Origin of the sequence: Aeromonas sp. BIGb0445, from assembly GCF_024809075.1 — a bacterium.
Taxonomy (GTDB): Bacteria; Pseudomonadota; Gammaproteobacteria; order Enterobacterales; family Aeromonadaceae; genus Aeromonas; species Aeromonas rivuli.
The window spans coordinates 552,780-565,814 of the sequence record NZ_JANUES010000003.1 but is presented as its reverse complement, the minus strand read 5'-3'; the positions used below and the strand labels follow the sequence as shown (position 1 = coordinate 565,814).

Genomic DNA, 13,035 nt, shown 5'->3' with positions numbered 1-13,035 from the left:
AAAGCTAACAGCATGGAGAAAGACATGAAGAAAGGATTATCCAAGATTGCAATGGCATTGTTTGCGGCCGGTTTGGCCTTCAATGTCTCTGCCGCCGATATCAAGGTTGCCGTGGCCTCGGATCCGACCTCGCTGGATCCCCAGGAGCAGCTCTCCGGTCAGACCCTGGAGATGTCTCACCTGGTGTTCGATCCCTTGATGCGTTACACCCAGGATCTGCAGTTCGAGCCGCGTCTGGCCGAGAAATTTGAACGTATCGATGACAAGACGGTCCGTTTCCACCTGCGCAAGGGCGTCAAGTTCCACTCCGGCAACGACTTCACCGCCGATGATGTGGTGTGGACCGTCAACCGTCTGAAAGCCTCTGTCGATTTCAAGGCCATCTTCGACCCTATCGCCGAAGTGAAGAAAGTGGATGACTACACCGTCGATCTGATCACGGCCAAGCCATTCCCCTTGGTACTGCAGACAGTGACCTACATCTTCCCGATGGACTCCAAGTTCTATACCGGCAAGGATGAGAACGGTAAAGACAAGGCCGAGATCGTCAAGAATGGCAGCTCCTATGCCTCTACCCATGTTTCCGGTACTGGCCCGTTCAGCGTCAAGTTCCGCGAGCAGGGCGTCAAGCTGGAATACACCCGCAACGCCAACTACTGGGACAAAGCCTCCAAGGGTAACGTTCAGAATCTGACCCTGGTGCCGATCAAGGAAGATGCGACCCGTGTCGCTGCCCTGCTCGGCGGTGACGTTGATGTCATCTACCCGGTCGCCCCGAACGATCTGGAACGTGTCCAGAAAGGCAAGGACACCCAGCTGGTGACCCTGTCCGGTACCCGCGCCATCATCATCGAGCTGAACCAGGCCACCAACCCGGCCCTGAAAGACAAGCGTGTGCGTCAGGCCATCAACTACGCCATCAACCAGGTGGGCATCGTCGAGAAGATCAACAAAGGCTTCGGTACTCCCGCTGGCCAGCTGAGCCCGAAAGGCTACGCCGGTCACAACGAAGCCCTGGTGCCTCAGTATGATTTGACCAAGGCCAAGGCGCTGATGAAGGAAGCCGGTTACGAGCAGGGCTTCAAGATGAGCTTCATCTCCCCGGCCGCCCGTTATGTCAACGATGTCAAAATTGCCCAGGCCGTCTCCGCCATGCTCTCCAAGATCAACATCAAGGTTGACCTGAAGACCATGCCGGTGGCCCAGTACTGGCCAGAGTTTGACAAGTGTGCCGCTGACATGCAGCTGATCGGCTGGCACTCAGACACCGAAGATACCGCCAACTTCTTCGAGTTCCTGACCTTCACCAAGAGCGCCGAGACTGGCATGGGCCAGTACAACTGTGGTGGCTACGCCAACCCAGAAGCTGACAAGATGGTGATGGAAGCCAACACCGAAACTGACCCGGCCAAGCGCAGTGCCATGCTGCAGAAAGTCGAAGCCATGCTGATCGACGATGCCGCCTATGTGCCCTTGCATTGGGAAAACCTGGCCTACGGTGCCAAGAAAAATGCCGACATCAAGCCCATCGTCAACGTGATGAACTTCCCGTACTTTGGCGACCTGGTCGTAGGCAAGTAATAGCGTCATAAGAAGGACCGGCGGGGGCATCACTGGCAACAGTGGCCCCCGCCATTAACAGAAGCCGGTGCCAAGACATCGGCCAGAGTCAAGGACAAGCATGTTTACATTCCTGCTGAAACGGTTCTATCAGGCCGTGATAGTGATGTTCGTCATCAGCCTGGTCGCCTTCTCCATCCAGGACAATCTGGGGGATCCTCTGCGTGAGTTGGTGGGACAATCTGTCTCCGAGGCTCAGCGTCAGGCGTTGCGCGATCAGATGGGGCTCAACGATCCCTTCCTGGTGAAGTACAGTCGCTTCTTGAAAAATGCGCTGCAAGGAGATCTGGGCACGTCCTATTTCTTCAAGCGTCCGGCCCTCGAAGTCATACTCGACAAGCTGGTTGCGACACTCGAACTGGTGTTCGGGGCGGCCCTCATCATAGTCGTGGTCTCTATTCCGCTCGGCGTTTATTCCGCTATCCGTCCGCGCAGCATAATGACCAAAATCATCATGGCAGTGAGCAGCATAGGCATCTCAATTCCTGTGTTCTTGACCGCTATCATGCTGATGTACCTCTTCTCTATCCAACTTGGCTGGTTGCCCGCCTATGGCCGTGGCGAGACCTATAACCTGCTGGGTTGGGAATCAGGTTTCTTCACCTGGGACGGCATCTTGCACCTGATCCTGCCCGCGGTGTCGCTCTCTTCCATCATGCTGCCGCTGTTTATCCGGCTGGTGCGCTCCGAAATGCTGGAGCAGCTCTCTTCCGAGTACGTGAAGTTTGCCCGTGCCAAGGGGTTGGATAACAACAAGGTCTACTACCAGCATGCCCTGAAGAACACCATGCTGCCGGTGATCACCGTCGGCGGCGTGCAGATCGGTACCATGGTGGCCTACACCATCTTGACCGAGAGCGTGTTCCAGTGGCCGGGGACAGGTTTCCTGTTCCTGGAAGCCATCCACCGGGTCGATACCCCGCTGATCACTGCCTATGTCATCTTCGTGGGTCTTATCTTCGTGGTGACCAATACCCTGGTCGACCTGCTCTACGGGTTCATCAACCCGACCGTTAACCTGACTGCCAAGGGGTAAGCATGACTAACGCTGTGACTGCAAGCCCAAGCCGCTGGGCGCGTTTTAAAAATTCCGACATCGTCTACTATTTCCTGCGCGATAAAGTAGCCATGTTCAGCTTTGCCATCTTCGTGGCATTCGTGTTGGCCGCCTTGCTGGCACCCTGGCTGGCGCCGCACAATGTCTACGATCTGACCAGCTTCGACCTGATGGATGCCGAGCTGCCGCCCTCCTGGCTGGAAGGGGGAGACATACGTTTTTGGCTGGGCACCGATAACCAGGGACGGGATATCTGGAGCACCATTTTGTATGGCGCCCGTATCTCGCTGACCATAGGTCTGTTCGCGGTGGGTCTGCAACTGGTGCTGGGCATCGTCATCGGCCTCATCGCCGGCTATTACGGTGGCCGTATCGACAGCCTGCTGATGCGCTTCGCCGATGTGCAGTTGTCATTCTCCACCATGATGGTGGCCATCATCATCTCTGCCATCTTCCAGGCAAGTTTTGGCTCCGAACTCTATGCCGAGTTCGCCATCATCATGTTGGTGGTGATCATCGGCATCGCCGAGTGGCCGCAATATGCCCGGACGGTACGCGCCTCCGTGCTGGCGGAGAAGAAGAAAGAGTATGTGGAATCTGCGCAGGTGATGGGATTCCGTGCCCCGCGCATCATGTTCCGTCACATACTGCCAAACTGCCTGTCGCCCATCCTGGTCATCTCTACCGTACAGGTTGCGAATGCCATCATGAGTGAGGCGGCGCTCTCCTTCCTGGGGCTCGGCATGCCGGTGGATCAGCCCTCGCTGGGGTCGCTCATCAGTGTCGGTTTCAACTACATCTTCTCCGGCTCCTGGTGGATCACCGCCTTCCCAGGCATCTGTCTGGTGGTGCTGGTGCTGGTCATCAACCTGCTGGGTGACTGGCTGCGGGATGTGTTTAACCCGAAAATCTACAAGGGTTAACTCGGGTTAGCGGTAAAACAAGAAGGGCGCCATAAGGCGCCCTTCTCTATTGCTCGTAGGTCATCTCATCAGGCCTGCTGCCAGGCCTGGATGCTGGCCAGGATGCCTGCACTGTCGAGACCCAGCATGGCGTAGATCTCCTCCTGGGTGCCCTGTTCGATAAAGCGATCGGGCAGGCCAAGATTGAGTACCGGTTTGCACTGCCTGGTCCGCATCAGCAGCTCGTTCACCGCAGAGCCGGCACCGCCCATGATGGCGTTGTCCTCTATGGTGACGAACTCATGGTGGCTGGCAGCCAGGGAGAGCACCAGGGCCTCATCCATGGGTTTGACGAAGCGCATGTCCACCAGGGTGGCATCCAGCGCCTCGGCGGCGGCCTTGGCTTGATGGAGCAGGGTGCCAAACGCCAAGATGGCGAGCCCCTTGCCGTCGCGAAGGATGCGACCTTTGCCCAGCGTCAATGCCTGCATCTCGGTCTGAACCTCGATGCCACAGCCACTGCCGCGCGGATAGCGCACCGCCGCAGGCTGGTTGCATTGATAGCCGGTGTAGAGCATCTGGCGGCACTCGTTCTCATCGGACGGGGTCATGACGACCATGTTCGGCACGGTGCGCAGGAAGCTGATGTCAAACGCGCCCTGATGAGTGGGGCCGTCGGCACCGACCAGACCGGCGCGGTCGATGGCGAACAGCACCGGCAGCTCTTGCAGGGCCACGTCGTGGATCAGCTGGTCATAGGCCCGTTGCAGGAAGCTGGAGTAGATGGCGACCACGGGTTTCTGGCCCGAGATGGCGAGCCCGGCGGCGAAGGTCACTGCATGCTGTTCGGCTATGGCCACATCGAAGTAGCGGTTGGGGTACTGCTGGCTGAATTTGACCAGCCCTGAACCTTCGCGCATGGCGGGGGTGATGCCGACCAGACGTTCATCTGCGGCGGCCATGTCGCACAACCACTGGCCGAAGATGGCCGAGAAGCTCGGTTTGCCCGGGGTTGACTTGGGCAGTGCCCATTCGTCCGGGTTGAACTTGGGCACGGCGTGATAACCGATAGGATCCTTCTCGGCAGGCTCGTAGCCCTTGCCCTTCTTGGTTTTGATGTGCAGCAGCTGGGGACCCTTGAGGTTGCGCATGTTACGCAGGGTCTCGACCAGGGCATCGATATCGTGGCCGTCGATGGGACCTATGTAATTGAAACCGAACTCTTCAAACAGGGTGCCTGGCACCACCATGCCCTTGAGGTGCTCCTCTGCGCGCCTGGCCAGTTCCTTGACGGGAGGCAGGCCGGACAACACCTTCTTGCCCCCTTCGCGAATGGTGGTGTAGAGCTTGCCTGACATGATGCGGGCGAGGTGATTATTCAGCGCGCCGACATTTTCCGAGATAGACATCTCGTTGTCATTGAGCACCACCAACATGTCCTTGTGGACGTCCCCTGCATGATTGAGTGCCTCGAAGGCCATGCCGGCGGTGATGGCGCCATCGCCGATCACCGCCACTACCTTGCGACCCAATCCTTCGCTTTCGGCGGCGACGGCCATGCCGAGCGCAGCGCCGATGGAGGTGCTGGAGTGGCCGACCGAGAGCACGTCATATTCGCTCTCGCCGCGCCAGGGGAAGGGGTGCAGACCATCCTTCTTGCGAATGCTATGAATGCGTTCGCGCCGCCCGGTCAAAATCTTGTGGGGATAGGCTTGATGGCCCACGTCCCACACCAGCCGATCGAAGGGGGTGTTGTAGACGTAATGCAGGGCGACCGTCAGCTCGACCGTGCCAAGACCAGAGGCGAAGTGCCCGCTGGAACGGCTCACCGAGCGCAGCAAGTACTCACGTAACTCGTTGCACAGGACGGGCAGGCGCTCCTTGGGCAGGGATCTTAACTCAACCGGGGTGTCAGCGAGGGCCAGGTTGGGGAACTTGCTTATATCAACGCTCATATTGTTACTGTTATCCAGCGTTCAGTGGGTTCGCTCGATGATGTAATCGGCAAACGCTTCCAGAATATCGGTATTGTAGGGCAAAGGGTGCAGGGCTGTTAAGGCTTTGCCGTGCAGTTCGCGAGCCAGCTCACGGGCCTGCTCCAGGCCGAGCAGCGCCGGGTAGGTGCTCTTGGCCAGTGCCAGATCCGAGCCCTGAGGCTTGCCTAGGGTGGCGGTATCCCCGGTGATGTCCAGTATGTCGTCTTGCACCTGGAAGGCGAGACCGATGGCGGCGGCATACGCTTGCAGCGCACTCAGGGTCTGTGCATCGATATCAGCCTTGCACAGGGCCCCCAGGGTGACGGCGCATTCGATGAGCGCCCCGGTCTTGTGGCGATGTACCTGCTCGAGTTCGGTCAAGCTTATCTGCCGACCTTCGGCTTGCAGGTCGAGTGCCTGGCCACCGCACATCCCCAGATAGCCCGAGGCGCGGGCCAGGGTACTGAGCATTCGGACCCGGTTTGCCATCAATGCGCCAGGCATGGGGTGGTCTGCCAGGATAGAGAACGCCAGGGTTTGCAGGGCGTCTCCCGCCAGGATGGCGGTACCTTCGTCGAACGCCTTGTGCACAGTGGGTTGACCACGACGCAGATCGTCGTCATCCATGGCGGGCAGATCGTCGTGCAGCAGGGAATAGGCGTGAATGCACTCTACCGCCGCCGCCGGACCATCGAGCAGATCAGCCTCAACGGCCAACATCTCGCCGACGGCATAGACCAGGAAGGGGCGCACCCGTTTCCCACCCAATAGCAGACCGTATTTCATGGCGTCGCGCAGACGCGGCGCCATGGGGGGCAGGGCATCGAGCTGTTGTGACAGCCGATCATCGATACGCTGGCGATGGAGGCGAGAGAAACTATCCAGCGACACGGTTCAGGCTCCTTGTTCGGGTTGGAAGGGAACAGCTTGCTCGCTGCCATCGGCCTGGCTCAGCAGGATGTGGATTTTCTGCTCGGCCTGCTCCAGCTTCTGCTGACCGGCTCGCACCAGATGGATACCCTGCTCGAACTGTTTGAGTGCCTCTTCAAGGGGGAGCGCGCCCTGCTCGAGTTGATGAACAATGGTTTCCAGCTCTTCCAAGGTGGCATCAAAACTCAGTCGGTCGATTTTCTTAACGGCCATGTTCATCCTCGAGGATTGAAAAAACGGCTCATCTTAACATCCTCGACCCCTGGGGGGGAGGGTGAAAGCGTCATTGCCTCAAACTCTGGCCACCGCTGCCGATATATAAGGCGACTGGGGTCAAGTGCGCACTTTCGAGCTTGCTGCTCGGGATGCAATAGCAGAAAATTCAATGAAATATAGTGAATTCAAGAATCGGCTGACAGGAGTTGCGGCGTGGATCTAGGTAGTCTTATCGGCATAGTGCTCGGTTTCTCGGTGGTGATCTACGGCATGGTGCTGGGGGGATCCCTCAGCATGTTCGTTGATGTGCCTTCTGTCTGTATCACAGTGCTGGGCTCCATCTTCATTGCCATGATGAAGTTCAACGTTGGCCAGTTCTTCGGTGCCTTCAAGATTGCGGGCAAGGCGTTCATTCACAAAAGCGAGAAGATCGACGATCTGATCCAGAAGGCGGTCGAACTGGCAGATGCGGCGCGCAAGGGGGGCTTCCTGGCATTGGAGGCGGCGGAAATCCCCAACAGCTTCATGAAGAAGGGCATCGACATGCTGGTCGACGGTCATGATGCTGAGGTGGTGCGTGCCGTGATGGAGAAAGACATGGAGCTCACCTCGGACAGGCACGTCATCGCCATCAAGGTGTTTCGGGCCCTGGGCGATCTCGGACCCGCCATGGGGATGATAGGCACGCTGGTGGGGCTGGTTGCCATGTTGTCGAACATGAGCGATCCCAAATCCATCGGCCCCGCCATGGCCGTTGCCTTGCTGACCACCCTCTATGGCGCCATCCAGGCCAACATGTTTGCCATTCCCATTGCCGACAAGCTGGAGCTGCGCAGCGGTGAGGAGCGCCTCTCACGGGCGTTGATCCTGGACGCCATCATGGGGATCCAGGATGGCCAGAACCCCAGGGTGATCCAGTCCATGCTGCAAAACTACCTGCATCAGTCCAAACGCAACGCAGGCACCGAGTAGGAGTCGCCATGTCTAAATGCAACTGTCCTCCTCCCGGCCTGCCAGCCTATATGGGTACCTTCGCCGACTTGATGTCGCTGCTGATGTGCTTTTTCGTGCTGCTGCTCTCTTTTGCCGAGATGGATGTGCTCAAGTTCAAGCAGATCGCGGGCTCCATGAAGTATGCCTTCGGGGTACAGAATTTATTGGAGGTCAAGGATATCCCCAAGGGAACCTCTGTCATCGCCCAGGAGTTCAGGCCGGGACGACCCGAGCCAACCCCGATAGACACCATCATGCAGCAGACCATCGACATGACCCAGACCGAGCTGGAGTTCCAGCCGGGGGAGTCCGATCAGTCCGGTGGCCAGCAGAAGGATGCGGGTAACCTGACCGGAGGCAAGACCAGCGAGCAGGCGCAAGAGCAGCAACAGCAGCAACAGGCCCAATCCAATGAGCTGGCCAAGAAGCTGGCGGAGCAGCTTCAGGATCAGATCCAGGATGGCGCCATCGAAATAGAGTCCCTCGGCCAGCAGATCATCATTCGCATCCGTGAGAAGGCATCCTTCCCGGCGGGCTCTGCCTTCCTGCAGCCCCAGTTCTGGCCGGTGATCCGCAGGGTCGCCAGTCTGCTCAAGGATGTGCCGGGGGAGATTACCGTCTCCGGTCATACCGATGACGTCGCGACCGAGAATGAGCTATTTAACTCCAACTGGGAGCTCTCTTCCCAGCGGGCGGTGGCGGTTGCGCATCAGATGATCAAGGTGCCAGGTTTCGATCAAAGCCGACTCGTGGTGCAAGGCATGGCTGACTCTCAGCCGCTGGTACCGAATAACTCGACCGAGAACCGCAGTACCAATCGCCGGGTCGAGATTGCCATCATGCAAGGCAAGCCGAGCACTTCAACGCCGATTGCACTGCCAAACGAGGTTAAATAAGCCGGAGAGAGGATAAAGGTGGGGCTAGGGGGGGCCATGGATTTTCCCCTGACTTCATATTAAGATGCCTCATCCAAACCGATGGCAGCGGCTCTCCCTTGATAGCCGCTGTCTCATTTTCAAGCAACTCAGGTTTTGACTATGAATCCTACTCCGATGACTGTGCGCGGCGCCGAGCAGCTGCGCAAAGAGCTCGATTATCTTAAGACCGAGCTGCGTCCGCAGATTATCGAAGCGATTGCTGATGCCCGTGAGCATGGTGATTTGAAAGAGAATGCCGAATACCATGCCGCCCGTGAGCAGCAAGGCTTCTGTGAAGGCCGCATTCAGGAAATTGAAGCCAAACTCTCCAATGTCCAGATCATCGATGTCACCAAGATCGCCAACAATGGTCGCGTCATCTTCGGTGCCACCGTCAATCTGCTCAAGTCGGAGACGGAAGAAGAGGTGACCTATCGCATCGTCGGTGACGATGAGGCTGATATTAAAAAGAACCTCATCTCGGTGAACTCCCCCATAGCCCGTGCCCTGATCGGCAAGGAAGTGGATGATGTCGCCATCGTCAAAACCCCGGCGGGCGATGTGGAATATGAAGTATTGAGCGTCGACTACCTGTAATAGGCAGCGTGACAGCGAAGAGGGGAGCCTGGCTCCCCTCTTGTCATTTGTGCGTCTGCCTCACTCCGCGGGCGGCGCATAAGCCTGGGTGAAGGTGCTCTGGTGGTGCTGGAACATCCAGCCACGCAGCAGCTCCTGATCCGTCTCGTTCATCTGAAAGTTGATGGCCCAGCCTATGCTGGTTTGCTGCTCGCGCACCTCCCGGATCAGGACGCCACTGAGCGTCAGAGGTGCCAACTCATCCAGCCTCAGGATGGCACCGATGGCATCTCCTCGCTTTAGATGACTGGGCAGTTGCTGGACGATGAGACCATTGAGGGAGAGGCTGGTGATCCGATAATCCTCCCCGTTGTGTTGCAGCCAGCCTTCCGTATCCAGGCGCCAGGCGCGGGGATGCTCGTGGCTGAGTTCCTGAATGACGGGGGCCGCGATGCGTGGCTCGAGAAAGCCGTCATCGCCTTGGGTGAAATAGAGAGGGAAATGGAGCTGATGACCGGCGAAGCGGGCCTCCAGGGCCAGCATGTCGGCTCGTTGCAGCAGGCCAAGCAGCGGGGTATCCAGATAGCCGCTCAGGGATTGCCCGGCGGCCGACTCCTGGTCTTTCCCCAGCTCCCGCAACATGGTCAGTTCTTCGTCAGTGAGTATCTGCTGGTGATCCATGGCGTCGTTTCCAAGTATTCATCGCAGGTTAAGGCCCCGGCGACTACTTTGGCAAGCGACTTAGGAAGAGGGGGAATGAGGGAGAGAGCAGTGCTCTCTCTTACTTGCGGGGCAGTTGGATTTTGGGTTCGTTGGCCTTGCGATAGATGGTCAGCACATGACCCATGCTCTGCACCTTGATGGCGCCAGTTTCGCGAACGATGGCTTCCATCACCAGCGCCTTCATCTCACGATCTTCGGCGGCAACTTTCACCTTGATCAGCTCGTGATGGGCCAGTGCGAGATCGATCTCGGCGAGAACGCCTTCGGTCAGGCCGTGCTGGCCAAGCAGTACGACGGGTTTCAGGCTGTGGGCCAAGCCCTTGAGGTACTGTTTCTGTTTATTGTTGAGCATCATGGCAAAATTCTTCATAAGTCAGGGTTGAAAGGGGCGTATTCTACCCCCACTTAGCCCTTAATACTAATAACCCTTGTGGTTTTTTAAAGCCGATCACCATGACCCAGAAAAAACGTTCCCCCAGTTCAACGCGCTGGTTGAAAGAGCATTTCGACGACCAATACGTCAAAAAAGCCCAGAAACTTGGGTTGAGATCTCGTGCCGTGTTCAAGATTGACGAGATCCAGGACAAGGACAAGTTGCTCAAGCCTGGCATGACGGTGGTGGATCTTGGCGCCGCTCCCGGTGGCTGGTCCCAGTTTGCCATCGATCAGGTGGGTGACAATGGACGTGTCATCGCATGCGACATTTTGCCGATGGATTCCATCGCCGGTGTCGATTTCCTGCAAGGGGACTTTCGGGAGGAAACTGTCCTGGCTGCGCTGCTGGCGCGGGTGGGGCCGGACAAGGTGGACGTGGTCATGTCTGACATGGCGCCCAACATGAGCGGCACTCAGCAGGTGGATCAGGCGCGAGCCATGTATCTGGTCGAGCTGGCGCTGGACATGTGCAACCAGGTGCTGCGCGCTAATGGCAGTTTCGTGGCCAAGGTGTTTCAGGGAGAGGGATTCGATATCTATCTCAATGAAATACGACAACTTTTTACAGCAGTCAAGATACGCAAGCCGGACTCATCAAGAGCCCGCTCGCGCGAAGTGTACATTGTGGCTACCGGTTTTAAACTGTAGTACCCTACCTTTTAGCGTTAACTGTCAGTCTGCGAGGTTACTGATTTGAGTGACATGGCGAAAAACTTAATCCTGTGGCTGGTCATCGCCGTCGTGCTGATGTCGGTATTCAACAGCTTCAGCCCCAGTGATACCACCAGTCGCCAGCTGGACTATTCCAGCTTTGTAAAAGAAGTGGCCCAAGAGCAGATCCGTGAAGTGCGGATGGACGGTAAGGTCATCAATGGCGTCAAGCGCACCGGTGAACGTTTCCAGACGATCATTCCGGCGCCGGATCCCCAGTTGCTCAACGACATGCTCAATCACAATGTGAAGGTCATGGGTGAGAAGCCGGAAGAGCCGTCGTTGCTGACGTCCATCTTCATCTCCTGGTTCCCGATGCTGTTGCTGATCGGTGTCTGGGTCTTCTTCATGCGTCAGATGCAAGGCGGCGGTGGCAAGGGTGCCATGTCGTTTGGCAAGAGCAAGGCTCGCCTGATGAGTGAAGAGCAGATCAAGACCACCTTCGGTGACGTCGCAGGCTGTGACGAAGCGAAGGAAGAGGTGAAGGAGCTGGTTGACTATCTGCGCGATCCTTCCAAGTTCCAGAAGCTGGGCGGCAAGATCCCGACGGGTGTGTTGCTGGTCGGCCCGCCCGGTACCGGTAAGACCCTGCTGGCCAAGGCCATTGCGGGGGAGGCCAAGGTGCCTTTCTTCACCATCTCGGGTTCCGACTTTGTCGAAATGTTCGTTGGTGTGGGTGCCTCCCGGGTACGCGACATGTTCGAGCAAGCCAAGAAGTCATCGCCCTGCATCATCTTCATCGATGAAATTGATGCGGTCGGTCGTCAGCGTGGCGCCGGTCTGGGTGGTGGTCACGACGAGCGTGAGCAGACCCTGAACCAGATGCTGGTTGAGATGGATGGTTTCGAGGGCAATGAAGGCATCATCGTCATCGCCGCCACCAACCGTCCTGACGTGCTGGATCCTGCCTTGCTGCGCCCGGGCCGTTTCGACCGCCAGGTCGTGGTTGGTCTGCCGGATGTGCGTGGCCGCGAGCAGATCCTGAAAGTGCACATGCGTAAAGTGCCGTTGGCCGATGACGTCAATGCGGCCGTCATTGCACGGGGTACCCCGGGTTTCTCCGGTGCCGACTTGGCCAACCTGGTCAACGAAGCCGCCCTGTTCTCGGCGCGTGAGAGCCGCCGTGTGGTCTCCATGTCCGAGTTCGAACGGGCCAAGGACAAGATCATGATGGGTGCCGAACGCCGCTCCATGGTGATGCAGGAGTCCGAGAAGGAGATGACGGCCTATCATGAGGCTGGTCATGCCATCATCGGTCGTATGGTGCCGGATCATGATCCTGTCTATAAGGTCTCGATCATCCCCCGTGGCCGTGCCCTGGGTGTGACCATGTACCTGCCGGAGCAAGATCGCTGGAGCCACTCCAAGCAGCATCTGGAGTCCATGATTTCCAGCCTGTACGGCGGCCGTTTGGCGGAAGAGCTGATCTACGGTGCCGAGAAGGTATCGACCGGTGCGTCCAACGACATCGAGCGCGCCACCGACATCGCACGCAAGATGGTGACCCAGTGGGGCATGTCCGAGCGTCTCGGTCCCATGCTCTATGCAGAGGAAGATGGCGAGGTGTTCCTCGGCCGTAGCATGGCCAAGGCCAAGCATATGTCCGATGATACTGCCCGGGTCATCGACGCCGAGATCAAACTGGTCATCGATCGCAACTATGATCGTGCCAAGCAGATCCTGATGGACAACATGGATGTGTTGCACACCATGAAGGATGCGCTGATGAAGTACGAAACCATCGACGCCAAGCAGATCGACGATCTGATGGCCCGTCGCGAGGTGCGTGCCCCCAGCAACTGGCATGACGATCACAGTGGCGACACACCAAACGGTGGCAGTGCGACCAAGGCCGAGCCTGAAGAGGTGAAAGCCGAAGAGCCGAAAGAGGCGAATGTCGATATAGACAAAGCCAACGACGTTCCGGCCAAATAAGATTTATCTCTCTCAAACCCCGGGCTCGCCCGGGGTTTTTTCAT

13 protein-coding genes are annotated in these 13,035 nt (G+C 57.8%); 8 read left to right on the top strand and 5 right to left on the bottom strand.

Annotation, left to right across the window (positions count from 1 at the left end; all coding sequences use genetic code 11):
- Nucleotides 1–24: 24 nt before the first annotated feature.
- From M2367_RS09330 to M2367_RS09320, 3 genes are all read left to right on the top strand, one after another.
- A complete protein-coding gene (locus M2367_RS09330; protein ID WP_224432305.1) occupies nt 25–1,581 on the top strand; it encodes an ABC transporter substrate-binding protein in 1,557 nt (518 codons plus the stop codon).
- 100 nt (nt 1,582–1,681) lie between these two features.
- Complete coding sequence (locus tag M2367_RS09325; RefSeq protein WP_224432306.1) at nt 1,682–2,656, top strand: ABC transporter permease; 975 nt, start codon at nt 1,682–1,684, stop codon at nt 2,654–2,656.
- A 2-nt stretch (nt 2,657–2,658) separates the two neighbouring features.
- On the top strand, nt 2,659–3,600 hold the full coding sequence (locus tag M2367_RS09320) for an ABC transporter permease (RefSeq protein WP_042041310.1): 942 nt from the start codon (nt 2,659–2,661) through the stop codon (nt 3,598–3,600).
- A 68-nt stretch (nt 3,601–3,668) separates the two neighbouring features.
- Here the strand turns inward: M2367_RS09320 and dxs are convergent, their stop codons facing one another.
- From dxs to xseB, 3 genes are read right to left on the bottom strand one after another with little or no spacing between them, the layout of a single operon-like run.
- Nucleotides 3,669–5,534, bottom strand: a complete 1,866-nt coding sequence (gene dxs / locus M2367_RS09315) for a 1-deoxy-D-xylulose-5-phosphate synthase (RefSeq protein ID WP_042041311.1) — start codon at nt 5,532–5,534, stop codon at nt 3,669–3,671.
- 21 nt (nt 5,535–5,555) lie between these two features.
- A complete protein-coding gene (gene ispA, locus M2367_RS09310) occupies nt 5,556–6,446 on the bottom strand; it encodes a (2E,6E)-farnesyl diphosphate synthase (RefSeq protein ID WP_259236517.1) in 891 nt (296 codons plus the stop codon).
- A gap of 3 nt (nt 6,447–6,449) precedes the next feature.
- Nucleotides 6,450–6,698, bottom strand: a complete 249-nt coding sequence (gene xseB / locus M2367_RS09305; protein ID WP_042041532.1) for an exodeoxyribonuclease VII small subunit — start codon at nt 6,696–6,698, stop codon at nt 6,450–6,452.
- 216 nt (nt 6,699–6,914) lie between these two features.
- Here xseB and pomA point away from each other — a divergent pair, with 216 nt between their 5' ends.
- The 3 genes from pomA to greA all read left to right on the top strand — a co-directional run bounded on the left by pomA (nt 6,915) and on the right by greA (nt 9,208).
- Nucleotides 6,915–7,673, top strand: a complete 759-nt coding sequence (gene pomA, locus M2367_RS09300; RefSeq protein WP_042041313.1) for a flagellar motor protein PomA — start codon at nt 6,915–6,917, stop codon at nt 7,671–7,673.
- A gap of 8 nt (nt 7,674–7,681) precedes the next feature.
- Nucleotides 7,682–8,590 carry a flagellar motor protein MotB gene (locus tag M2367_RS09295; RefSeq protein WP_259236516.1) on the top strand — a complete coding sequence of 303 codons (909 nt, stop codon included), beginning with the start codon at nt 7,682–7,684 and terminating at the stop codon, nt 8,588–8,590.
- A gap of 141 nt (nt 8,591–8,731) precedes the next feature.
- Entirely contained in the window at nt 8,732–9,208 is a 477-nt protein-coding gene (gene greA / locus M2367_RS09290; protein WP_005903968.1) for a transcription elongation factor GreA, read from the top strand.
- 60 nt (nt 9,209–9,268) lie between these two features.
- Here greA and M2367_RS09285 read toward each other — a convergent pair whose 3' ends face one another.
- Nucleotides 9,269–9,868, bottom strand: coding sequence for a PilZ domain-containing protein (locus M2367_RS09285; RefSeq protein WP_259236515.1), 600 nt, complete (start codon nt 9,866–9,868; stop codon nt 9,269–9,271).
- A 100-nt stretch (nt 9,869–9,968) separates the two neighbouring features.
- Nucleotides 9,969–10,265, bottom strand: coding sequence for a ribosome assembly RNA-binding protein YhbY (gene yhbY / locus M2367_RS09280; RefSeq protein ID WP_005903964.1), 297 nt, complete (start codon nt 10,263–10,265; stop codon nt 9,969–9,971).
- A gap of 98 nt (nt 10,266–10,363) precedes the next feature.
- Between yhbY and rlmE the strand changes: the two genes are divergently transcribed.
- Together rlmE and ftsH are read left to right on the top strand one after the other, a co-directional pair.
- The gene (gene rlmE, locus M2367_RS09275) at nt 10,364–10,993 is read left to right on the top strand and encodes a 23S rRNA (uridine(2552)-2'-O)-methyltransferase RlmE (protein ID WP_042041317.1); all 630 of its coding nucleotides are present in this window, start codon (nt 10,364–10,366) and stop codon (nt 10,991–10,993) included.
- A gap of 45 nt (nt 10,994–11,038) precedes the next feature.
- Nucleotides 11,039–12,991 carry an ATP-dependent zinc metalloprotease FtsH gene (gene ftsH, locus M2367_RS09270; protein WP_042041318.1) on the top strand — a complete coding sequence of 651 codons (1,953 nt, stop codon included), beginning with the start codon at nt 11,039–11,041 and terminating at the stop codon, nt 12,989–12,991.
- Nucleotides 12,992–13,035 lie beyond the last annotated feature (44 nt).

What these genes read in the sequence shown, in the direction of transcription:
- greA (WP_005903968.1), top strand. Translation starts at nt 8,732, where the DNA reads ATGAATCCTACTCCGATGACTGTGCGCGGCGCCGAGCAGCTGCGCAAA.
- M2367_RS09330 (WP_224432305.1), top strand. Translation starts at nt 25, where the DNA reads ATGAAGAAAGGATTATCCAAGATTGCAATGGCATTGTTTGCGGCCGGT.
- rlmE (WP_042041317.1), top strand. Translation starts at nt 10,364, where the DNA reads ATGACCCAGAAAAAACGTTCCCCCAGTTCAACGCGCTGGTTGAAAGAG.
- dxs (WP_042041311.1), bottom strand. Translation starts at nt 5,534, where the DNA reads ATGAGCGTTGATATAAGCAAGTTCCCCAACCTGGCCCTCGCTGACACC.
- yhbY (WP_005903964.1), bottom strand. Translation starts at nt 10,265, where the DNA reads ATGATGCTCAACAATAAACAGAAACAGTACCTCAAGGGCTTGGCCCAC.
- xseB (WP_042041532.1), bottom strand. Translation starts at nt 6,698, where the DNA reads ATGGCCGTTAAGAAAATCGACCGACTGAGTTTTGATGCCACCTTGGAA.
- M2367_RS09320 (WP_042041310.1), top strand. Translation starts at nt 2,659, where the DNA reads ATGACTAACGCTGTGACTGCAAGCCCAAGCCGCTGGGCGCGTTTTAAA.
- M2367_RS09325 (WP_224432306.1), top strand. Translation starts at nt 1,682, where the DNA reads ATGTTTACATTCCTGCTGAAACGGTTCTATCAGGCCGTGATAGTGATG.
- M2367_RS09285 (WP_259236515.1), bottom strand. Translation starts at nt 9,868, where the DNA reads ATGGATCACCAGCAGATACTCACTGACGAAGAACTGACCATGTTGCGG.
- M2367_RS09295 (WP_259236516.1), top strand. Translation starts at nt 7,682, where the DNA reads ATGTCTAAATGCAACTGTCCTCCTCCCGGCCTGCCAGCCTATATGGGT.